Annotated in this window: 25 protein-coding genes; 17 read left to right on the top strand and 8 right to left on the bottom strand. The window is 42.0% G+C overall.

Annotation, left to right across the window (positions count from 1 at the left end):
* Window positions 1-70: 70 nt before the first annotated feature.
* The 6 genes from R7P35_RS04675 (at window position 71) to def (ending at window position 5,087) form a co-directional block, all read left to right on the top strand.
* On the top strand, window positions 71-1,516 hold the full coding sequence (locus R7P35_RS04675; RefSeq protein WP_042520750.1) for an AGE family epimerase/isomerase: 1,446 nt from the start codon (window positions 71-73) through the stop codon (window positions 1,514-1,516).
* 296 nt (window positions 1,517-1,812) lie between these two features.
* Window positions 1,813-2,583: a hypothetical protein gene (locus tag R7P35_RS04670; protein WP_033906510.1), complete on the top strand. Its 771-nt coding sequence runs from the start codon at window positions 1,813-1,815 to the stop codon at window positions 2,581-2,583.
* 1 nt (window position 2,584) lies between these two features.
* Window positions 2,585-3,124: a tetratricopeptide repeat protein gene (locus tag R7P35_RS04665; RefSeq protein ID WP_167416057.1), complete on the top strand. Its 540-nt coding sequence runs from the start codon at window positions 2,585-2,587 to the stop codon at window positions 3,122-3,124.
* A gap of 395 nt (window positions 3,125-3,519) precedes the next feature.
* Entirely contained in the window at window positions 3,520-3,849 is a 330-nt protein-coding gene (locus tag R7P35_RS04660; protein WP_053307645.1) for a YceK/YidQ family lipoprotein, read from the top strand.
* Window positions 3,850-3,881: 32 nt separating this feature from the next.
* Complete coding sequence (locus R7P35_RS04655) at window positions 3,882-4,346, top strand: ABZJ_00895 family protein (RefSeq protein WP_318091750.1); 465 nt, start codon at window positions 3,882-3,884, stop codon at window positions 4,344-4,346.
* Between the two features lie 234 nt (window positions 4,347-4,580).
* Window positions 4,581-5,087: a peptide deformylase gene (def, locus tag R7P35_RS04650; protein ID WP_213871085.1), complete on the top strand. Its 507-nt coding sequence runs from the start codon at window positions 4,581-4,583 to the stop codon at window positions 5,085-5,087.
* 72 nt (window positions 5,088-5,159) lie between these two features.
* Here def and R7P35_RS04645 read toward each other — a convergent pair whose 3' ends face one another.
* Complete coding sequence (locus tag R7P35_RS04645; protein WP_031778925.1) at window positions 5,160-5,567, bottom strand: helix-turn-helix domain-containing protein; 408 nt, start codon at window positions 5,565-5,567, stop codon at window positions 5,160-5,162.
* Between the two features lie 84 nt (window positions 5,568-5,651).
* Here R7P35_RS04645 and R7P35_RS04640 point away from each other — a divergent pair, with 84 nt between their 5' ends.
* From R7P35_RS04640 to R7P35_RS04625, 4 genes are all read left to right on the top strand, one after another.
* Window positions 5,652-6,155: a DUF2938 domain-containing protein gene (locus R7P35_RS04640; RefSeq protein WP_005376471.1), complete on the top strand. Its 504-nt coding sequence runs from the start codon at window positions 5,652-5,654 to the stop codon at window positions 6,153-6,155.
* Window positions 6,156-6,381: 226 nt separating this feature from the next.
* Window positions 6,382-7,410: a phospholipase A gene (locus R7P35_RS04635; protein ID WP_005376466.1), complete on the top strand. Its 1,029-nt coding sequence runs from the start codon at window positions 6,382-6,384 to the stop codon at window positions 7,408-7,410.
* 93 nt (window positions 7,411-7,503) lie between these two features.
* The gene (locus R7P35_RS04630) at window positions 7,504-7,962 is read left to right on the top strand and encodes a hypothetical protein (protein WP_005388759.1); all 459 of its coding nucleotides are present in this window, start codon (window positions 7,504-7,506) and stop codon (window positions 7,960-7,962) included.
* Between the two features lie 328 nt (window positions 7,963-8,290).
* Window positions 8,291-9,295: a metal-dependent hydrolase gene (locus R7P35_RS04625; protein ID WP_167416053.1), complete on the top strand. Its 1,005-nt coding sequence runs from the start codon at window positions 8,291-8,293 to the stop codon at window positions 9,293-9,295.
* 5 nt (window positions 9,296-9,300) lie between these two features.
* Here R7P35_RS04625 and R7P35_RS04620 read toward each other — a convergent pair whose 3' ends face one another.
* The 4 genes from R7P35_RS04620 to R7P35_RS04605 all read right to left on the bottom strand — a co-directional run bounded on the left by R7P35_RS04620 (window position 9,301) and on the right by R7P35_RS04605 (window position 13,490).
* Window positions 9,301-9,729: a hypothetical protein gene (locus tag R7P35_RS04620; protein WP_167416052.1), complete on the bottom strand. Its 429-nt coding sequence runs from the start codon at window positions 9,727-9,729 to the stop codon at window positions 9,301-9,303.
* Window positions 9,730-10,228: 499 nt separating this feature from the next.
* A complete protein-coding gene (locus tag R7P35_RS04615) occupies window positions 10,229-11,989 on the bottom strand; it encodes an ABC transporter ATP-binding protein/permease (RefSeq protein ID WP_213871086.1) in 1,761 nt (586 codons plus the stop codon).
* A 106-nt stretch (window positions 11,990-12,095) separates the two neighbouring features.
* Window positions 12,096-12,623, bottom strand: a complete 528-nt coding sequence (locus R7P35_RS04610; RefSeq protein WP_033906518.1) for a DUF6795 domain-containing protein — start codon at window positions 12,621-12,623, stop codon at window positions 12,096-12,098.
* Window positions 12,624-12,875: 252 nt separating this feature from the next.
* Entirely contained in the window at window positions 12,876-13,490 is a 615-nt protein-coding gene (locus R7P35_RS04605) for a PolC-type DNA polymerase III (RefSeq protein WP_005376459.1), read from the bottom strand.
* A 356-nt stretch (window positions 13,491-13,846) separates the two neighbouring features.
* Here R7P35_RS04605 and R7P35_RS04600 point away from each other — a divergent pair, with 356 nt between their 5' ends.
* The 4 genes from R7P35_RS04600 (at window position 13,847) to R7P35_RS04585 (ending at window position 16,982) form a co-directional block, all read left to right on the top strand.
* Window positions 13,847-14,707 (top strand): immunity 49 family protein, encoded by an 861-nt coding sequence (locus R7P35_RS04600; RefSeq protein ID WP_318091744.1) that lies wholly within the window; start codon window positions 13,847-13,849, stop codon window positions 14,705-14,707.
* A gap of 137 nt (window positions 14,708-14,844) precedes the next feature.
* Window positions 14,845-15,921 carry a threonine aldolase family protein gene (locus R7P35_RS04595; protein ID WP_169628821.1) on the top strand — a complete coding sequence of 359 codons (1,077 nt, stop codon included), beginning with the start codon at window positions 14,845-14,847 and terminating at the stop codon, window positions 15,919-15,921.
* 82 nt (window positions 15,922-16,003) lie between these two features.
* Window positions 16,004-16,264: a DUF5062 family protein gene (locus tag R7P35_RS04590; RefSeq protein WP_005376453.1), complete on the top strand. Its 261-nt coding sequence runs from the start codon at window positions 16,004-16,006 to the stop codon at window positions 16,262-16,264.
* A gap of 223 nt (window positions 16,265-16,487) precedes the next feature.
* The gene (locus R7P35_RS04585; RefSeq protein ID WP_033906521.1) at window positions 16,488-16,982 is read left to right on the top strand and encodes a YcxB family protein; all 495 of its coding nucleotides are present in this window, start codon (window positions 16,488-16,490) and stop codon (window positions 16,980-16,982) included.
* Between the two features lie 119 nt (window positions 16,983-17,101).
* Here R7P35_RS04585 and R7P35_RS04580 read toward each other — a convergent pair whose 3' ends face one another.
* The 3 genes from R7P35_RS04580 to R7P35_RS04570 all read right to left on the bottom strand — a co-directional run bounded on the left by R7P35_RS04580 (window position 17,102) and on the right by R7P35_RS04570 (window position 19,517).
* The gene (locus R7P35_RS04580) at window positions 17,102-17,842 is read right to left on the bottom strand and encodes a helix-turn-helix domain-containing protein (RefSeq protein ID WP_213904460.1); all 741 of its coding nucleotides are present in this window, start codon (window positions 17,840-17,842) and stop codon (window positions 17,102-17,104) included.
* Window positions 17,843-17,946: 104 nt separating this feature from the next.
* On the bottom strand, window positions 17,947-18,408 hold the full coding sequence (locus tag R7P35_RS04575; protein ID WP_005376442.1) for a carboxymuconolactone decarboxylase family protein: 462 nt from the start codon (window positions 18,406-18,408) through the stop codon (window positions 17,947-17,949).
* Window positions 18,409-18,605: 197 nt separating this feature from the next.
* Window positions 18,606-19,517, bottom strand: a complete 912-nt coding sequence (locus R7P35_RS04570; protein WP_213904461.1) for a DMT family transporter — start codon at window positions 19,515-19,517, stop codon at window positions 18,606-18,608.
* 93 nt (window positions 19,518-19,610) lie between these two features.
* Between R7P35_RS04570 and R7P35_RS04565 the strand changes: the two genes are divergently transcribed.
* The 3 genes from R7P35_RS04565 (at window position 19,611) to R7P35_RS04555 (ending at window position 22,262) form a co-directional block, all read left to right on the top strand.
* Window positions 19,611-20,516, top strand: coding sequence for a LysR family transcriptional regulator (locus tag R7P35_RS04565; protein ID WP_005376440.1), 906 nt, complete (start codon window positions 19,611-19,613; stop codon window positions 20,514-20,516).
* A 266-nt stretch (window positions 20,517-20,782) separates the two neighbouring features.
* Window positions 20,783-21,610: an MBL fold metallo-hydrolase gene (locus R7P35_RS04560; RefSeq protein ID WP_225452537.1), complete on the top strand. Its 828-nt coding sequence runs from the start codon at window positions 20,783-20,785 to the stop codon at window positions 21,608-21,610.
* Window positions 21,611-21,860: 250 nt separating this feature from the next.
* A complete protein-coding gene (locus R7P35_RS04555; protein WP_005388788.1) occupies window positions 21,861-22,262 on the top strand; it encodes a VOC family protein in 402 nt (133 codons plus the stop codon).
* The last annotated feature ends 193 nt before the right edge of the window (window positions 22,263-22,455 follow it).

The following is a 22,455-nucleotide window of genomic DNA, read 5'->3' as shown; positions in this document are numbered from 1 at the left end:
GAGCACGACAACAATATGCGTAAAGGGAGTTATTTATACTGGATAAAATTCAATAACTTAATTGAGTGTTATGTCTTTTAAATATCTTACCTTATTGCTCGCAACGACGAGCATGAGCAGCTTTGCTGATGTAGGCCTGCCTTCGGGGGATTATTGGTTAAACCATGTGACGAATGGCCTAGCCCCATATTGGATGATGGAAAGCGCGCATGGACAACCTGCGGGGAATTTTCCGACATTTCGTTGTGATAACGGTGTCATTCTCGACCCACAAAAGCCGTGTGAAGAATTAAACAAAGGGTGGATTAGCCCGCACTTCGATCGCGAATACACCCGCATGAAATCGCGCCAAACTTACGCTTATGGCGTACTTTTTCATCTTACGGGTGACAAGCAAGCATTAGAGCTGGCAAAGAAAGGGGCTTATTACCTGATTGATCATCTACAAGATGAGAAAAACGGCGGCTTCGTGAGCTTTACGCGTAGTGGAAAACCGGGGATGGAGTGGCAACAACGAACTTCTCAAGACCAAGCTTACGCCTTGGTGGGGTTGGCGATGTACTACTACTTAACGCAAGATCCAAAGGTTGAACAAGCACTTATCGACCAGCAAGCGTTTATATTTAAACAATACCGACGAAGCGATGATCGCGGTCTGGCGTGGGTTTTGAAAGATGGTGATGGGGAAAGTGAGAAGCAGCAAGAGTTAGTCGCTCAACTTGACCAAATTAATGGCTACCTGTTGTTAACGGCGCCACTTTTACCAGAACCAGCGCAAGCCAAGTGGAAGCAAGATCTGCAATGGCTGATGCAAGTGATGCTAGATAACTACCATTCCGTCAAAGAGCAGCGTTTTTATGGCGCGATACACCACAAAGCGGTAATGATGCCAGATGCGAAACACAATGATTTTGGACACACCATCAAAGCGTATTGGATGACGTATCTCACTGGTCAGTTGTTGGAGAATTCCAATTGGACAGAGTTTGGTTTCAAAGGAATGAAACACACGCTTAAACAAGCGCAATACCAGCAAAACTTTGAGCAAGTCAAAGCGCTTTTCTCACCAGAATGGCAGAGTAAATGGACGCAAGAGAGCATTCCTGCTTGGCAATCAAGACCATACAAGCACTATAGCTCGTCTTGGGAATGGGCAGAGCTCGATCAAGCGGCAATGACAGTTTCCCTTGTTGATGGTTCGATGAAAGAAACGCTTCAATACACGTTACCCACTTTTATGGATGCATGGGTGGATCATCAATATGGAGGCGTCGGTCTAAGCCCTAAATCAACCAAAGCGTTCCATTGGGGAAATGGTTACCACCAGTTTGAACATGCGTTGGTCGGGTATTTGTACGCGCAACAAATGGCAAAACAGCCTGCCAAGCTTTACTACGCGCGACCAGCAGAGAATAAAATGCCACTTAATCCATATTACTTTAGCGCAGACGTAAAATCGTTGTCGTCACAAAGTGATGGAGTCACCACCGCGACATTCACCAATATTCGACCTTAGGTTGGTCGATGGTGATGTGTTAATTAAAGTCCGCGTAAAAGCCAAAGCAAAATTGTAGCAGTAATATCAATAAAGGCTAACCAACTGGTTAGCCTTTATTTTTAATAATCTTACATGTAATGGTGACAACACATATAGTTAACGAATGTTTATTTGTAATGACCGCTGAGTGTTTCTAACAAATATCTAACTATAAATTAACTTTCATTGATTAGGGTATATCTCACAACTAGGACAACTTAGAGCTTGGAACTTTATGCAATCCTGTTCATAATAATGGTTTTGAGAGAATCATTATGTACATTTCTATACTAACGCACGAGAGAGATACGCCGTTATCAATCAACTACATTAATTACATGTATCCAGCTGACAAACTATTTAGCTCTTGTGTCGAACTAAGAAGCAAATTAGATAATGAGAAAATTCCCGTTAATACCATAAAAGATACTTCTCTTGCGGGACCATTACGTAAGCTTCCAAATGATATTACAGGTGAGAAAAGGTTACAAAAGCTTAAGGAACAGATAGATCGCAACATGGCGGTTAAGTCTGGTATGTTAACCGATCGAATGCACTGGAAAAACAAAGCTGTTATTCCTTCACGTAAATTTTCGTCTCTAGCTCCAATACAGTCGTCAACTCTAGCTTCTACTGCAATGAAAGCAAATAGTGGAAGGGCCATGGCTTTAGGGATGGTATTACAGAAAGGCAGAGCTATGCTTCTCTTTGATATTATCCGACAAAACGTTAGAGTACTAGCTAATCGAGTACACAATGCAAATCTAGAATCATCTGGCTGCATTTTGATTGTTAATGTGAAGTATTTGAAAGTCGAAAGGGAATATGGGAAAGCTCCTCAACTATCTAGAGTTTCATTAGCAAGTATAATTCCTCAAGAAGACAAGTATAACTTTGATTCGAGTGCTTATGTTCGTGGTCAAATTGCCAATATGTGTGAAGCTAGTGCTAAAGCTCCTATCAATACAAAGTTTCAAATTGTAAGCGGTCAGTATGACGATTCATACTCGACAGCAGTCTTGTTTATCAAATGTACATGGGAATAACATGAGAATTGTTAACGTTTTATTCGTAGTGCTCCTTGTTACGGCATGTAACGATACTACGTCAAAGTTTGAGGCAACTAAAACGACAGAAAGCCTCCTAACTAAGAACCGAGAAGCTCCAGAGCAGTTGTACAGCGAAGCAAATAAATTTTATGAACGAGGTGATGTGCAAGGAGCAAAGTCTTTATTGATCAAAGCTATCGAAGTGGATGATGTTCATAGTAAAGAGCTTTTAGGGGTAATCCTTCTGAAAGAGCCAAAAGTCATGGATGTTAAGCGGGGCTTTTCTTTAATCTCAGAGGCTGCTGATGATGGGTTGGCTAGTGCACAATTTTATTTAGGATCATGTTTGTATGATGATGGCTGTGGTTTACCTGAAAATAAGGTGCTTTCAGCCTATTACTTGACGCAAGCGTTAAATAATGGTGAAGGTGGTGCACAAATGCTACTTGGATTTCTAGATGAAGAAATAGGTGACACTGCGATTGATCAAAAAACATATGCGGTAGAGCTGAATCGCTATATAGAACAACTCAATTAATATTGCGGCTTAATGTTTTATAGGGTTTTAATCGAACCTCAAACAGAGAGTGCTGGACTTCTACAAAGCAGTAGAAGCCACAGCGAATCTGCAACAATAATCGAGTGTGTAATAGAAAATAAAAAGCCGTCAGAACCAACTGGTTTTGACGGCTTTTTATTCTATGATAGGTAGAGGCTTCAATTTTCAGCGCGATAGGTCCATGAAAACTTAAGTGAGATTCCAATCACGTCGCATAATCTCACTAGTGCCATTGGAAATAAATGAATTGTTTCTGATACATAGAACGTATTAACATGGTTGCACTAGACCCATATGAGTAAACTTATTGAATATACAATTTGAGAGAGAGGGTTTAGTTTTAAAAAGTAACAGTTAGTTGGAATCTAGGTTAAATGAAAATAAAACTATTTAAAAAGCTACAAGTTGTATTTCTTGTGGTGTCAGCATCTTTAATGGTGGGGTGTTCATCTATAGATGCGCATGCTGGTGGCGGATACGGAAAGCCGTTTTCAGGCACCGCGTTATCAGTTGCACGACAACCTTGCTATTTAAGATCTGATATTACTTCTATCGCGTTATACCCACTTTCATTGATTGACATTCCTTTGTCGTTAGCAACGGACGTTGTGTTTCTTCCTGTTGATTTAGTCATGGTAGTTACGCCAACAACGAGTTATGGCGGTGTTGTTTCTCTAGGTTGTCCAAGCGGAAGCATGGTCTAAAACGCTTATTTTATTCAAATAAATGAAGGGAAATGAAAGTGGAATTAAAAAATAACTATTCAGAATCAGAAATAAACCAGCCACCATCGGTACCTCTTGTTACGTCTCTGTTGTGTCTGGCGTCCGTTTGTTGGGCTGCATTGCTGTTGGCCATTGAATATATTGTTGGGATAGAAATGAGTGGTACAGGCTTTCTTAGCACGTTAATCCCAGCCATGAGTGTTGGTTATTACTTCGGCTACAAGACTGGAGATGTAATGCCATCAAAAACAAGATGGTATGCTGTTTTACTGTGGACTTTAGCAAGTTTGGTAGTGTTCTCTCTTATCTTAATGTCGTTAGATATTTCTCCGTTTTATTTATTATCTGAGCTCGGTGGGGTAAGTATTTTTATTGCTATCATAATGCTAATAACGATTGGCATCGCCTACTTAATTTTAAAAAGTGGTGAGAAAATGGCGATTAGAGTGTTACTAAAAGCCAAGGAAAGTCAGTAGATAAAATACAACAAACGATTCAATTAGGATCATGACAAGACGCCAGCCATAATGTGCTGGCGTTTTAGTTTCCTATTTGTAGGATTTTTTGTTTAAAAGGCAAACCCATTTATTGTGTTGTCGTTTGAGTTAATGGTTTATGCCTTGTGCGCAAGATAGCTTAGCAGGTTTATGTATCGAGAAACGTGTGTATAATTCGCCACGAATTACGATTTATAGATATGAAAGGTAAGTATGGCAGTCCTCGAAATTCTCTCCATTCCAGACCCAAGGCTTAAAGTAAAAGCAGAAAAAGTCACTGATGTATCGACAGTACAAACGCTGATAGACGATATGCTAGAAACACTTTACGCAACGGGCAATGGTATCGGTTTAGCTTCAACCCAAGTAGGCAGAAAAGAGGCGGTTGTTGTCATCGATATCTCTGACGAACGCAATGATCCTTTAATCTTGGTTAACCCAGAAGTGGTGAGCGGAGAAAACAAAGCACTTGGTCAAGAGGGATGCCTCTCTGTTCCTGAGTACTACGCAGATGTAGAGCGTTACACGTCAGTTGTTGTTTCTGCACTAGACCGTGATGGCAACCCGACTACAATCGAGAGCGATGAGTTCTTGGCGATTGTGATGCAGCACGAAATTGATCACCTATCTGGTAACTTGTTCATTGATTACCTTTCACCGTTAAAGCAAAAAATGGCGATGAAAAAAGTGAAGAAGTACGTAAAATCGCAAGCTAAGTAATATGAAAGGAAGTAACTCACAACCGCGAGTTACTTCCTTGTAAATCAAGAATAGGACGGTAGGGAGAGCGGTTTATCTCTGCTTTTGGGGGACATAACGCTTTACGACCTTCATAAGCTTCTGAAATGAAGAACAGTCCATATGTGACTCATGAGGGCAGGTGGCGACATGGTTGAGGCTGTCTCGCACCGCTTTCAAACGTTTTATTTGCTCATCAATCTCAAGTGCCTTTTTCGTTAGTAAGTCACGATCGATATATGGCTTTGAAACTTCTGATTGATTCAACATTTCTGCCATTTCGTTAAGCGATATTCCAGCGATACGCCCCAAACTAATTAAATTGAGTGTATTGAGTACCTCTGGTGAATATTGGCGTCTCAATCCATTCCTTCCTATCGAGCGAATTAACCCCAGCTGTTCGTAATACCTGAGCGTTGAAGTCGGCAATCCTGATTTTCTAACCACTTCTGCAATATCCATATTATTCCCCATTGACTTCAAGTTGACTTTAAGTTGTAGCATGCAACTAAGACCTTAACAAATCAAAAACATGAGGAGAGAAAAATGCTGCTTTTAATGGGATTGCAAGCGGTGCTAATAGGGATTGGTGCCACTTTGATAATGGATTTATGGGCATGGTTACAAAGGAGAGTTTTTGGTATTCCTTCATTAAACTATGCGTTGGTTGCGCGCTGGGTTTTGTACATGCCCCAAGGAAAGCTTATGCATGCGCCAATTATGGCGTCAGAGGCGATGCCGGGAGAAAAGTCACTTGGCTGGTTTTTGCATTATGCCATCGGAGTTACTTTCGCTTTGGCTCACGTTACTGTTTTTGGTCATCATTGGTTGGTAGAGCCCAGTCTAATGCCCAGCTTAATTACAGGCGTGGTAACGTTGATCTTCCCATTTTTGGTCATTCAACCTTGTCTAGGATTTGGTTTTGCTGCGAGTAAAACCCCAACACCTTGGAAAGCCCGTTTTCTTAGCACATTGGCGCATTTGGGTTATGGTTTGGGTTTATTCATAGCCGGGTTTGCAATCAAAGTTACGAGCCAGTATTTTGCATAGATAAAATGAGCATCATGCAAACGAGTGGTTTTTATCTATGATGCTCAACTCTTGGTTGTTTTTTGCGCTTTGATCATAGTTGACCGATATGTCTAAAGTCTGTTGCATTTATCCAAGACGTAAAGTCGGCGGACATTTAACATTGCCTTAACGTCAGAATGGCAAGCGGTTTACCAAGAAAAACTAAAATTATCTGGTTTGACATAAAGAATATTAAGGGTTTCAGATGGCTTCAAAAGTGGCAGGGATATCAATACTGAGTTTATTGGCAGCGCCAGTTGCGATGGGAGAAACAGCCAGTGCTTATGATTTATGTTTGCTAGACAAAATAAAGCAAAGCAAAGGTGAAGAAACCATAAAGAGCATTCGCGCGCAGTGTGAGCTTGACACAGTAACCAGCACAGTGCCCGCTGATCCAGAAATTGAAGAGCCTGAAGAACTTCAGGAAAGTTTGGTCGACAAGCGTTTGGAATCAGAACGAGAAAACGCGTTCGAACCGTTTAGTCTGGTCGCGCATCGCGTTAACTATATTCTTCCGTTTACGTACAGTGATCGAGTAAATAAACGCGCGTATGCTGACACCAAATACGGCGATGAACTGCGTAAGGAAGAGGCGGAGTTCCAAATCAGTTTTAAAGTACCAATGAACTATGATGACTTGTTATTTGATGGCGATGGTCTGTTTTTTGGAATGACTCTTAAATCATTTTGGCAGGTATACACGGGTGCAGCATCTCGTCCATTCCGTGAAACCAATTATCGTCCAGAGCTTTTTTACTACACCCCAACAGACTGGAAACCACTTGATGGTTCGACTTGGTTAGGTTTTGGTATTGAACATGAGTCTAACGGTCAGAGACAGGAGCTATCGCGTAGTTGGAACCGTGTCTATGCCAACGTAACCTTTGCAAAAGACAATTTTGCGGTTTCTATCCAGCCTTGGTGGCGTATACCTGAAGATGAAAAGACATCGCCTAATGATCCCAAAGGTGATGATAACCCGGATATCGAAGACTATATGGGACACTTTGAGCTATCGAGTGCTTACAAGTGGAATGGTTACGAGTTTACCTTTTTAGGTCGCCAGAACTTTCAAACACATAAGGGTTTTGCAGAACTGGGTGTGTCATTTCCGATTTGGGGTAAAGTTCAGGGGTACGCACAATACTCAGCGGGTTATGGTAAGAGCTTGATCGACTATGATCATAATCAGCAGCGGATTGGTGTTGGTATTGCAATCAACGGTGTTTTGTAGTTTTTCGTAGATGGATAGAAATTAACACTGGCAATTGAAATTTCAATATTTAGAATGCGAGGCTGAAATTGATTTCTAACCTAGAGTGATTTTATGCTTCGTGATTACACCTTCGATTGTCTTGTAACTATGCCTCGCCATGAGCTGGAAGAGTTTAGTGCTCGTATGATCAGTAAAATGGTGCCAGAAGACGTGATGAATGAGCTGTTCACTTTTGATCAAGAAGAAGTGGATAGTGAAGACCGCATGTTGTCTGCACGTCTTGATGCAATGCTACGCATGACAGCAATCGCACTGAGTGAAATTCAACAAGCGTTTGATGACTCAGACAACGCAAAGCAAAATAGCGAGCGAATGACGCGATTGGTGCTTTGGCATTTCTACGCGATCTCATTCCGTTTGGAAGAGGCCATCACGCTAGAAACACACTGTGCTCTAGTGGAAAAACTAATCGAAAATGCACCTTCGGATGTTTTTGCGTGGGTAAAAACATTGACGGAGCTGCTGCACACTTACGCTGAAATCAACGCGAAAGAGAATCCTCAAGACTAAACACCTGTCGTTTATCGTTCAGTAAATTAGAAACAAGGCGAGCCATTTGGTTCGCCTTGTTTTTTCGCGTCAGATAAACCTTCGGGTTTGAAACAACAAACAAGCCTAGACTCAGATTTGTTCGTTCACTAGCGAACGGCGTGATTCCTTCTTACACTAAATCAAGGTGTTTGTTGCTAAACAAGCAAATGCATGACTAAGTCGTGTATTGTTTTCCACTTAAATGCGGATAATTTATGTCGAAGAACCTTCTGGTTTTTAAATTGGAACCGACTATTGAGCGTGTACGCTTTCCAGCTGAGCTTCATCTATCTAAAGGAAGTGAACGATGGATCCGTTAACGCAAGGTTTATTGGGTGCAACTTTGCCACTGGCCGTGAGCAACAAGCGAAACCTTGCAGTTGTTGGCGTGTTGGGTGTGGTCTCTGGGATGGCTCCGGATTTAGATGTACTCATCCGTTCTTCAACTGATCCTTTGCTGTATTTGGAATACCATCGCCAATTTACTCACTCGCTCTTGTTTATCCCGTTTGGTAGTTTCATTTGTGCTTTGGTGTTGTATCCATTGTTCGCAAAAAAGCGAGGACTAAGCTTCCGGCAGAGTTGGTTTTACTGCGCGCTTGGTTATAGTACCCATGCGTTATTAGACGCATGCACCAGTTATGGAACACAGCTTCTATGGCCGATAAGCAACACGCGTTATGCTTGGAACACTATTTCGGTAATCGACCCCGCGTTCACACTCCCTATTTTAATATTGCTTTTGTTTGTTGCACTGAAGCGAAGCCCAAACTATGCCCGCATTGCATTTTTATGGTGCCTGGCTTACCTAAGTCTTGGAATGATCCAGCGAGATAGAGCAGAAGTAGCTGGTTGGGAAATCGTCAAAGAGCGACAACACAACGCTATACAATTAAAAGCCAAACCAAGTTTCAGCAATCTTTTGGTTTGGAAACTAATTTATGAAACGGAAGAGAGCTACTATGTAGATGCCGTAAGGGTGGGGCGTTCAATAAAAATTTACCCTGGCGAATCAACTCCAAAGTTAAATATAAAAGAGCAATTTCCGTGGCTAAACCCGCAATCGCAACAAGCAAGAGACATCGAACGTTTCCGTTGGTTTTCAAACGGTTTTGTAGCGACGGATCCGAATAATGAATTGCGAATTGTTGATATGCGTTATTCCATCGTACCAAACCAAATTAATGCGTTATGGGGCATCAATCTATCCCCAAAAGCCAACGCAGAGGCGCACGTTGAATACACTGCTCATCGAGGAAGTACTGCAGAAGATCGCCAAGTTTTTTTCAACATGCTTACGGATTTTGAGTGATGGTTTTACTTTGGATGTCGATGCGGTTTCGTAATAACCATATACGCAGACTGAAAGTCCTTTACTAGGGTTGGCTTGCTGGCGAAGAAAATTTTGCCAAACAGGGACTTGTACTTCCAGCCAAGAGACAAAAGCCGTTTAGCTAAGTTCTTGTTTTCAATGATTGCAACCTCAACACCTTGGTAGTGGTATGGATTGCTTTTGATGTAGTCGATAAATGCAGTAAGCACGCCTTGCCCGCGAACGGAGGGTGCAAAGTTGACTGCTACAATAGAAAAGCGTTGGCTACCTGCTGGGCAACGGACTAAACAGTGCCCAAGAGGATGAGTAATAGTCTCAGAAAATTCAGGAAAAGGGCGAGACTCAAGCTCTTGAGAAAGCGCATCGTATCGCTGACATAGATAAGAAAATAGTTGTTTCGCTTCGCTGTTCATATCGGTGCCGCTTTTGTGTTGCTTGGTTTAAAGGCATTGATGTCTCAAACATTGTAACCATAGATAGCAACACAAAACGCGGTAAACTTTTTCAGCAATGATTTCCTATTTTTGAAACCTAGATTGTTACAAATGAAGTTGAATGGTTTTTATATGGTGGTTGTGAACGGTGTTTCTAGTTGAAGGAAGAATACGCTGGTTACTGGATTCTTACTGGAATTCCTTTGTTAAAAGGCGAGCTGCTTGGTTTAATGCCGCTCGTTTAACTGCGAGTGGCATCTTTTGTATTTCGTCACCTTGTACAGCGACGATGGGACATGATGTGGGATCTTCTATCCTAGCTTTTCATGGTCTAAATTATCTCATTAACCACTCAGAGCGCTGCTATTAGATTCCTAGTCTCGCAAGGGCTCGCTGGACTGACACAAAAACATCGTTAAACTCCTGTTATTAAATTATTTGGTCCGCCTTTGCTTATTTTTGAGCGCTTAACTAGGCGTTACTCCAAGTGCTTAAATTGCAATGCCACAAGTCGCTGATACAACTCACAGCTTTGCATTAATGATTGGTGGTTACCAACATCGACTAATTCGCCATTGTCGAGCACCGCAATTTTATCCGCATGTTGGATAGTCGAAAGACGATGAGCAATGATCAGCGTTGTGCGTCCTTTCATTAGAGCTTCAAGTGCTTGCTGAACGTGATGTTCACTTTCACTATCAAGGGCGCTGGTAGCTTCGTCTAGCAGTAAGATTTTTGGATCTTTTAGAATCGCGCGAGCAATCGCAATGCGCTGCTTTTGTCCGCCTGATAGCCTAACGCCGCGCTCCCCTAAAAAGCTGTGATAGCCTTCGGGAAGCTTCTCAATAAACTCATGGGCATGGGCTTTTTTCGCGGCTTCGATAACTTGTACATCCGTCGCTTCAGGATTACCGTAGCGAATATTATGAAAAACATCATGGCTAAACAGCGCTGGTTGTTGTGGTACGAGCGCCATTTGACGTCGAAGCTCGTTTGGGTCGAACTGTCGAATATCTTCACCACCAAACAACACTTGCCCTTGCTGTGGGTCATAAAATCGTTGCAGCAGTTCGAATAGTGTTGTTTTACCTGCACCAGAAGGGCCGACCAACGCCAGTACTTTTCCTTGTTCAGCGGTTAGATTTAATTCTTTGATTGCTGGTTGATTTGGGCGAGAAGGGTAGTTGAAACTCACCGAATTAAAGTTAACCTCAGCAGGCATGTCGGCACGGACAGGCAAATGGTTGCTTGGCGCTTTAATATCACTGTCTACTTGAAGGATCTCAATCAGCCGTTCGGTAGCACCTGCGGCTCTTTGCAATTCACCCATGACTTCGGAAATGGTTGCAGTCGATGAGGCAACCATAATGGCATAAAACACAAATGCGGCTAGGTCACCCGCAGACATTTTTCCGTGAATCACATCGCTGCCGCCTACCCAAAGCATGCCTGAAATCGCGCTGAACACAATCACAATAACGCCTGATATCAGGATCGCGCGCTGTTTTACTCTCTGTCTGCCTACTTCATAAGCTTTTTCCACCTCGACAGCGAAAGCCGCTCGTTCATGCGACTCTGAGCTAAAACTTTGCACGGTTTTAATATGCTCTATCGCTTCTCCAGCGTAGCTTCCGACATCGGCCATTGAGTCCTGACTTTGGCGAGAGAGCGCACGCACGCGTCGTCCATAAAACAAAATCGGAACCAGAACCAAAGGCACAGAAGCAAGCACAATCAGCGTGAGCTTAACGTTAGTGGCAAACAACATTATGATGGCCCCAAAGCACATCAAAGCGCTACGCATCGCCATCGAGAACGATGAACCAATAATGCTTTGCAGCAATGTGGTATCGGTAGTCAAGCGCGACATAATGTCGCCACTACTGTTGGTCTCAAAATAGCTCGGATGCAGCGTAATCACATGGTTAAACACCGCAAGGCGAATATCCGCACTAACGCGCTCACCTACGGCAGAGACAAGGTAAAAGCGAAAGAAAGTCCCAATGGCAATACACAATGTGACACCGACAATAAACTGAATCGCATTGGTGAGCTCTTGCAATGATTGCTGAGCAAAGCCTTGGTCGATAAGAATGCGCACTCCATAGCCAACGGATAACGTCAAACTTGCTGTCGCGACAAGGGCAACCAAGGCTGCCGCAACCCGCCATTTATAAGGTGCAATAAAGGTGCTGAGTTTAAGAAGAATGCTGAGATTTTTGTTATTTTTTCTGCTCATGAGTGACTCACAAAGCGTTTTAGGTACCTGGCATAGTAAGCCAGTTTGGTTGGTGAGACCAGCGAACTACCGCTTTCGGATTAGGAAGTTGAGGAGAAACATTACTCTATCTGTTTACTTTTAAGTAATCACTTAAGTCACATTGACTACTTACGGAATCCCCATGGGATTGAAATTCAAACTTTCTGATGGGGTTGGTGGCTTCGCAGTTTAAATTAGACATATTTACTCTTTCCTTCATACCGATGACATGATGCCTGAAAACTCCTTTCCAAATAACAACCTTTTGATTGGCAACGGTTGTGGTCACTTCTACACTGCATATTGTTTGAAATAGACCGTCGAAAATACTTAGAACTTTATTCCTTTTTCTGAAAACAGGATCAAACTTGAATTCCCCATTTGTATTCGTGGTGAAGCTACGTTCGAAAGAACGATTTTCTGACCGAATGGTAAGTACTACATTTGCATTCTTTATGGGGGTATCGTTCTTCGTAATACGTCCTTTTATGCTTGGTGTAAACTCTTGAGCTTCCTTACCAAAAAATAAAAAGCCAACAGCAAAAACAGAAATCAGTACGAGTATGAGTAAAGCTGCAAACTGTTCTAAGAACAGAAAAACGTTGTTGATCATCGCTTACAAATCAGTAGTCAGTGAATACACCTCGAATTGTTGCGTATTGTCTCGAGTGACTATAGCGAGTATCTAAATCGGTGAGACATAATTCACGATTTTTTTAGAAGTTTTGGAGGATAGAGTGACCCAGGCGATCTTTGTTTTGAATAAGAAGCATTGCGATATTGACAGATATAGCCAATATCGCATGTATATCGAAAATCACTTAAACGTCGAAGAGACTAGAATCCGCTTTTAGTTCGGAGGGTGCTACGCACGGCTTTTGGCGAGTAGCAGGTCGACTTTTCCTTTGGCTGTTTTACTAACTGTTTGCATCAACTGAAAACTTGGTTTTTCGACGCCTGAGTTTTCTATCCCTTCGACCATTAAGAGCCAAAGCTTGGCTGTCATTTGCGCATCGGCTAGTGCACGGTGGAAAACACCGTCGTTGTCGATATTTTTATAGCGAACAAGTTCACCTAGCTTATGTGATGGGGCTTCTTGAATGAGCCGTCTTGCTACCAGTAAGGAGCAAGCAAACTCACCCGAATAACCACAGTTGATTCGTTCAAGCTCTGCATCTAAAAATCGTTTATCGAAGGACGCGTTGTGAGCGATAAGGTTCTCGCCAGCAATGAACTCACTAAATGACGCCATTACCTCTTCGCAGCTTGGTGCCGATCGCAACATATTGTTGGTAATGCCGGTGTAGTTCTCAATGAAAGAACTCACTCTGAAACCGGGATTCATGAGTTGCTGAAAACTATCGACAACCTCGCCATTGACTAACTTTACTGCACCAATTTCTATTGCGCGATCACCTAAAGTAGGAGAGAGACCTGTGGTTTCAAAGTCGAGTACGACCACAGAGTTTGCTTGAGGCATAAAATTTTCCAGCTGAGTAATGTTGCGCAAGAGTATTATCGAAAGCGACAGAAAAAGAAAGGCGAACACAATGGTGAATATCTGTCTATCTTTACTCCACAAAGTCAGTGTTCGTCGTCCACTGTTTATGGACAGGTACGTTCTGGCTTACCCATCGCGGCTTGTGCGGTAGCCTTATATTTCAAATGTTTTTCGGCTTTTCGATTCATTTCAGTTAAGCATTAACTTTCGATACAACATACTGATTATAAATTGATTTTATAAATCAACTTCGGCATCATTCACGGCTTGATTTTGAGGATGAATATCATCACGGCAAAAAATTAGAACAACTTATAATGCGAGGCTAGGGAACGATGGAAACAATAAGAAATCACTATTTAGATATACCTGAAGAAAGAAAATTGCGTATTTTTCGTGAAGAAGACGAAAATTTTTACAGCTTCTGGGAAAGGATGCTTGATGAAAAACAATTTTTTTATAAGCAACCTCTTAAAAGAATGAAAGGCGATGCTTGGGATTCGCTTGAGGCATTCTTCACTGCTTCAGAATACGGACAACATCAGGCCTCGCCAGCTTATATAAAAAGGGCGCTTGAGTTACTGAATAACGTGTACTTGCTGGCCAATCATTCAGACCAAGTGGTTGAATTCTCCGTTGGGCACCGACACTTTTCGGAAGTGGGTAACCGTTCTGTTGCAGGAGGAACAATGGATGCTTGGTTGGATGAAATCTGTTTAGCGATGGCTGCGAGAGATTGGCGCTGCGTAGAGCTGATGACCATCATGGATGAGTCATTAGTGTCTATAAAGACGCCGTTTAATGTTGCGCTGGTCGAATTCGTTAACGGTGTATTTAGCAATTCATCAGCGTTACCAGAGTTATTGCAAACTGTGATGGAGAAATCCTCCCCGCAATACTTAGAATCAACCAGGATGCCATATGTACATTCTTTGTTTATTCCATTTGTGAATGTGTTTGTTGCCATTATCGATGGCGATGAGTCACATTATCAAGAAGCACTGAGAGATGCGTTAGAGGCGCATTACCAGTTCTGTATGAATGAAGATGTTCGCTATTCGCCAAAAGGAAATGTTTCTCTGAAACTGATTGGTCTTGCTGCATTGGCATACGATAAGTATGGCTGGACGATTCCAGAAGCCGCATATTTACCTAAATGGCTTGTTTACGGTGAGCATGATCTTTGTTCTGCGTAAATCACTCTTAAGTTAAATCTATGTCCAACCGGAGGTTCAGCACGGAGGCATACGCAGAAAATACATCGCGAAAATGCAGTTTACGCCTCCGTTTTAACAAGTTACATTGTTGAAGCTTTGATTCAAAGGACAGAACAATGAGCGCTCACCTAAAACAGCTTTGTCATACCCATCTCCCTGGCAATAAAGAAGACTCTCCAGCCGAACACTTTGCGAAAATGGCAAAGTGGTGCGAAGAGAACAACGTAAATCACGATGTCTACGGTGAGGGAGAAACGATTCAAGCGTTCGAGCAAAAGGTTGCCGATCTGCTGGGTTACGAGGCAGGGCTTTTTGTTGTAACAGGGACGATGACGCAGCCAACGGTGCTTGAAATTGTCACAAGACAAAAGCGTAATCCTATTGTCGCCATGCACGCATCTAGCCATATTCCGGTGCATGAAAAACAAGGCTATCAGCTTCAACATCGCTTTAGTATTTTGCCAGTAGGGAACCCTTATCAAACATGGAAGCTTGAGGATCTCACTGCTTGGCCGGATGAAATCGCAGCCGTTCTTTATGAACTCCCGATGCGAGAAATTGGTGGTCAGCTACCTTCATGGCAAGAACTGGAAGAAATCAAAGCGTACTGCGCCGAAAACAAAATTCATCTCCATATGGATGGCGCAAGACTTTGGGAAACCGCAGCTTACTATCAGAAAGAATACCGCGAGATCGCCGCTGGTTTTGATACGACCTATGTTTCACTTTACAAAGGCATCAACGGCATGGGTGGATCTATGTTGCTTGGCTCAAAGTCGTTCATTGAACTGGCTTCATTGTGGATGAAGCGGCAAGGTGGCAACCTGTATCACAGAACACCTTATGTGGTGTCTGCGGCAATGCAGTTTGATGAAAGGTTGTCACAAATGCCGGTTCTATTTGAGCGAACAAAACAGATCTACAGGATCATTGAAGAGTTCCCACCTTTGGCGGTAAGACCAACCCAGCCTCAAGCAAACATGTTGCACCTTATCCTGCCATTTAGCTGTGAAGAGTTGAAAGAACTCCAATACACGTTTGCCACGGAAAAGGGCATTTGGTTTGGTAACCCGCAAGTCACGGCACATCCAAATCAATCGATTGTTGAATGGTATGTTGGTGACTACCTGCTCAATCTTGGTGATGACGAATTAAGGTCGTTTTTCAATCAGTTACTCGGTAAGAAGGCATAAACTTATCAATATGCGAGCTTACTAACACGCCATACGTGACACTTCATGTATTCTTAATTGAAGCGAAGAAGAGGATTTATCAATGTCAAAAAGCTCCAAGCTTCACAATGAAGACAAACTGGTTAAGAAGGCACTAGAGATTGGTGGGAAGATGGCGAAGCTACAAGGTTTTGACCTTCCTCAGTCACCACAACCTCTAAGAGTAAAAGCGATTTACCTATTCTTGGTCGATGCAAAACAGATCACGCCATTGCCGGAAAGCAAGCTAGACGGCGCAAGCATCAAACACCGACTGGCAGTATGGATACACAGTGCGTTGCCAGACAACGACCCTCTAAAGTAAAAAACTCAAGAAGTTACATAGGTCATTAATTCACAAGGCGAGCCAGGTGGTTCGCCTTGTCTGATCTTGGCAAGTGCACCGAGGCCTTCTAATGTTTCGTTATCATTGATTTACAAAACAGCATCAAAAGGGCTAAAGATAAAGCCAGAGAAGCGCTACAATGCTCGCGTTGCAAGAGTGCAACCAAGAATACTCATTTACAGAAGCCTTGAAGTAACCATACATGTCTAAAGATTTCGAATTCACTACAGAATACACACTCGACAAGCCATTTTTTGCTGAGTGTTATGATCAAACTAGCCAGCCAGTTAAGTTCCCGCAAGCGTATTTGAAAGGGATCCTCTTTCTAATTTTTGGTGTGGTTTTATTGGAGTTTGAACTGCTACCTAACGGTTACGTCGGTTGGTTCTTTATCGTATTGAGTGTGATTGAAGCGTGCAGCGTTTACTTCAAAAGAACTTGGTGGCTGTGGCGTCAAACCATCAGCTCAAGCCGCGGCAGTAAAGTGGTGTTTGAAGTGAATGCAGATGGCGTACGCTACAAAAGCGGTAAAGTTGACCGCAGCCTCGCTTGGAATGATATCGACCAACTCGAACAAACTGATTTGGGCTTTATCCTTCACCTTGGTAAACAACGCCAATACATCAGCAAATCTTGCTTAAACGAAGAAGTGATCGCGTTTATGGTAGAGCAGCACGCAGCATCAAAAGCGAGCTAACCAACTCACATCAAGCTGGAATGAGCGATCGAAAAAGTAGGTGATATATGATCGAACTTTGTAGCAAGTATATCGTCGATTCTGAATCAATTGGGTTTGATGTAGAAAGCTAATAAGGCTTAGAGGTTTCTCTTTCGGACATACTGCTTCGGTGTCATGCGCGCAATCTGCTTACACTCTCTAGTCATGTGTGCTTGATCGGAAAAACCTTGCTCCAGCGCCAATTCCGATAAAGTAAGATCGGGTTGCGCTCGGAGTTGCTCTAAAGTGTGCTTCACTCGTTTAATGCGTTGGTAATGTTTAGGAGTAATCCCCAACCATTTCTGAAAATTGCGCTCTCTCTGGCGCTGACTGATGGTCCCTGTAGGTTGTTCAATAATGTGGCCGACATACTGCGGTTCATATTCCTCAATCAGTGTTTGAACCCAGCGATATAACGTAGAAATCCTTGCATATGGCGAACGCGCTGTTTGCAGAGACTCAAATGTTGCTAGTGCAGAAGAAGCCAAAGGGTGGTCGTCTTGAATCCGCAATAGCTGTTCTAGACGTTTACCAAATAGTTGATAACCAACAGCAGGATGAAAGCGTACGCCAGTCATCACCGTGCCTGGCGGTAGGCAGACTTGATGTGCCAGAATGCTCACAGGTAGTAGGACAACCCCTGGCGTTTGCCACTCACCATCCATTTGTACATCATTCTGTAAAATGAATACCACACCTGTACCAGCATCACTGAGTAATTGTTTACGTACGGTTTGCGTCGTATCAGGTTTGACGGATGCTGACCAAATGGCTTGAACATAGCCAGCTAAAGCCTTTTGAGGTTTTAAAATATCAAATTCTAAGTTCAAATGAATCATCCTATTTAACCTCAACTTAAATGAGAAAGTGATACACATGTACTTTTCATCTTATTAAGCTGAGGTATAAGCAGTGGCTTACAAGTAAGAACCGTCAAATAGAATTATCGAGGTTTATAGACTCCAACCTTTGGCTTAAATGCCTTAACTATTCGGTTCCAACTGTTGATCGCGTTGATCGCAATTGTTAGGTTGACCATAGCTTCTTCTCCAAAGGTATTCAAGGTCAGCTGATAGGTATCATCATCTACTGGTAGGCCAGCAGTTAGTAATTCAGCCCAGCCAAGCGCAACGTGTTCTGCATCGCTGTAGAATGGCATATCTTTCCATGCACTAAGCCCCCATATGCGTTCCGGCTTTTCACCTAACTTAAGCGCATCTTTACTATGCATGTCGATACAAAATGCACATTGATTGATTTGCGATATGCGTAACTTAACCAGTTCCCATATGATCATGTTCATAGTTTCTGATTGGCTAAATTGTTCATGGAAGTAAGCTTCCTGAGCGTATAGGATTTCTATTGCTTTTGGCGCTACTTCAATATAGTTGAGTCGTTTTTTCATGGTCATTCTCCTCTGTTTTTTACATAGTAAAAAACGCTCTTAGCAAAAGATTGAAGATTTTCGACATGCACTCAATAAAGTTAGATAAAAGAGTGAACGACGAAAGCGAAAAAATGTACCTATTGGAAACCAAGAAAACTTATGCCAATTAACAAAGTATTGCTCTAAATAATGCGACTTAAGGTTGGCGTCTATTTTTACTCCACCACCTTCCGTAAACGAGCAAAAGGTGCTGAGTTACCTATATACACACCAGCCGCAACGATAAAGACACCTAAAACATTTTCCCATTGAGCCTGCTCACCAGAAATGAACGAAATCAGTAGAGTGAATACCGGCATAATATTAAATAATGGAGACATTTTATCTGGACCAAGAACGATAGCACCTTTCATCCAAAAGTAATAAGCGATCAAAGTGCCAAACAGGCTCATGTACGCTATTAGTGATAGGTCTTTAAATGTTATGGCATTTAAGCTACGGCTAAAGTCGCCGTGGTACGTCGCTATAGCGACCATTTGAATGGCACCAATACTTAACACCCAACGTAACTGCTGAGTTACTGGGATATGAGATGTTAAACGCTTCGCTAGAATTGTGTATAAACACCCACTAATTAAAGCAAATAACATGTATAGATCACCAATATTACTATTGCTGCTAATAGAATGAATATTTCCCCCTGTAATGACGATTACCACTCCACAAAAACTGATTAGTGCACCTAAAATAGTTTTAACCGAAATGGAAGTTTTGAGAATAAAGCCCGACAACAAGATAGTGACAAGTGGTAGATTTGCCTGAACAACCGCTGCGTTAACTGGGGTAGTAAAGCTCATTGCAGAGAAAATAGAGAAGTTTTGGATAGTTACACCCACGGTTGCTATAACAAACAACGACAACATACTTTTTCGTGTGAGCTTAGCTCCATATGGAGAGCGTTTAGTTCCTCTTATCAGTAAGAGTATTAAAGCTGCAACGGAAAATCGTAACGTCGCTGAATCCAAAGGAGAGACATCGCTATTAATAGCTTTTATTACGTTAAAGTTACTAGACCAAAAAAAGATAGCGACAACAACACCGCACCAAATTGATAAATGCTTAGACATAGATCTTCCTGATAAAAATTAACTTGACGCGATAATGCTATATATTTCATATTTGATTTTTAATAGCCAAATTTAAGAGGGTTAATCCCAAATATGGAACGTCACTCTTTGGATGACCTTTTGTTATTCGTTTCTGTTGCTCGCTATCAAAGCCTAACACAAGCATCTGAGCGTCTTAATGTCCCGTTAGCCACGCTAAGCCGGAAGTTAAAAAGGCTGGAAACAAACTTAAATTGCAGACTATTTAACCGCAGTGCACACCACTTTGCGTTAACAACTGATGGCGAAAAATATTATCAACTCTGTGAGCCGTTACTTCTTAGCTTAAATAATGTGACATCGAGAATTGCGACTGAGCGTCAGTCTTTAAGCGGAACGATCAAAATATCAGCGCCAATTAACATGACACAGATGTGGTTAAAGCGGTGCGTTTATGAATTTGCAGAGCAACATCCGAAGATATGTATCGATTTAGATGTACAGAATGAAAAAATCAATCTTGTATCTAACCGTGTCGATGTTAGTTTTCGTCTTGGTGATCTTATTGAACAAGACTGGATTGCTCAGAAATTATGGTCGATTCCATTTGCGCTTTGTGCATCACGAAGCTATTTAGAACAACACCAACCGATTACCCATCCAGAACAACTTGTTCATCATCGCCTAATTACGGTAAACAACGACAGCCAATGGAAATTAGTTAATCAAATCACCAATGAAACATTTGATCATCCGCTAAAGTTTCAATTCACTTCAAATGATGTACTACTAGTTAGAGACGCCGTCATCCATGGTTTAGGAATTGCGTGGATTCCAACCTATTACTTTCATGAGCTAAATCATGATCAACATAACCTGCTGCCTTTGTTGCCAGAATGGCAATGCTCGGGTAAAGAAGTATTCATTATGTATCGAGACCGCGATAAAAGGCCTGCAAGAGTTGATGCATTTATTGAACATGTCTTAAATTGGAAAAATCGCATTCAAATGTTTGCTTGAAAGAGGTTTATCAGATTGTGCTGTGCCGGTAACCTCAAGTGAAGCTTCATGACTCTGCTTCAATTGAGTTCATTTATTTAACCTCTAAAAGAATCATGAATACATAGGCAGTTAATGGGATTCGAGTTTACAAGTGATTCGGTCAGCTAAAATTCAAGCTAAGTAGAAAGTATTTGCAGTTGTATTTGCCTCTGAAAATCGTTTAGAGCTTTCTCATCCGCGAGGTTCTATAAGAAATTATTAAGGATATATTTGTGTGTGATTTCGTGAAAAAAATTATTGTAGGTTTACTTTTCAGTGCTTCGTCTTTTGCTTCCTTAAGTCAATATGTTCCAGCAATGAATGATAAGAACGGTTATGTAGAACCATTTCAGATGTTTGATAATGTCTATTATGTAGGAGACAAGTGGGTCTCATCATATGCCATTGCTACAGACGACGGACTCGTTATCATTGATACGCTTGACTTCCCTTACTCTGAGTGGATACCTATCAACCTAGAGAAGCTAGGGCTAAAAGATAAGCCAATAACGCACATATTGGTAACTCATGGGCATTCTGACCACGTTGGGGGCGCCCAGTTACTTCAAGAGAAGTATGGTTCCAAAGTCGTGATGACCAAAAGCGCTCATGAACTATCTATACAGCAATCAAACAAAAGCGAAGGTGAGAACAAGTTCCTTCCTCCAAATTTAGACATAGAGATAAAAAGCGATAGCTCTATGGCTATTGGTGGACATGAGTTTAAGTTCTATCTCACACCTGGCCACACGGAAGGTGATTATTCCTTAGACTTCACTGTTGAAGATAATGGCGAACAATATCGTGCTTTTATCGTTGGTGGGCATAGCGTAAGTAGCAATGATCCAGAAGTTATTGGCCAGTTCCTGACTAGCATGGAGAAAATTCGAAAAATTTCACTACAGGCACCTATTGTGAACGTTAACCTTTCGAACCATCCACATAAAAATTTCCTTTTTGAAAATAGGAAGAAGCTCGGTACAAGCGGTAACCCGTTTATCAGTGAGGCAAACTTCTTCATGTTCCTTAAGCAACAAGAAGATTTAGCTAAGGGAAAACTAGAAGAACTATAATACCGTGGTATACGAGCAGCCTTCGTTATTAGGTTAGAGATTTGCTCTTGAGTTATAGCTAAGGCTTTGATGAGTTGCTCAATCAAGATTCGACACTTGTGGTAGCTGTATTGTTTGTAGGTTCTAGTGGCAAAGGCGCTGTGTGTAAACATTCGTATTGTGTGCCTTAAACATTTGCAAGGCGTTACGTGCTTTCTAGAAAAGTCTCAAAATAGCGTACAATTAGCGTTTTGACACAGCGGAAATCATCATGGCCAAAACTGTTCAGCAGCAAATCGGAAACATTGCTCTAGTCGTTGAAAATTACGACGATGCTATCGAATTCTATACTCAAAAACTTCAATTCACTCTGGTTGAAGATACCAACCTAGGTGGTGGTAAACGCTGGGTTCAAGTTTCTCCTCCAAACTCCAATGGTACAAACCTACTTTTAGCTCAAGCGAGTACACCGGAGCAAACGCATGCAGTAGGAAATCAAACAGGTGGCCGTGTTTTCCTGTTTCTGCAAACTAATGATTTTTGGCGTGACTACGAGTTGATGAAGAAAAATGGTGTTGTATTTAATGAAGAGCCTCGTGTGGAAGAATACGGGACAGTGGTGGTGTTCCAAGATCTCTATGGTAATAAATGGGACTTACTGCAACTGAACTAGAAACTACATAGCACCTGCATAACATAGTGTTCATGAGGAGTTTCCAACAAGCTTTTAAGGCTCTGAGATATTAGTGCTAATTCAAAGGTTCTCAGAAGTCACTGTATTTCTAAATCACTTTTGTGCAAACAATAACTAGCCATCATTCCTTCTCGATGTATCAACAAATGTTAGGGCGGCACACCAAAAACAA

The sequence above is a fragment of the Vibrio sp. Vb0304 genome (genome assembly GCF_033338995.1).
In the GTDB taxonomy this organism is placed as follows: domain Bacteria; phylum Pseudomonadota; class Gammaproteobacteria; order Enterobacterales; family Vibrionaceae; genus Vibrio; species Vibrio alginolyticus.
The sequence above is the reverse complement of the archived record's forward strand: the minus strand, read 5'-3'. Positions and strand labels throughout refer to the sequence as shown.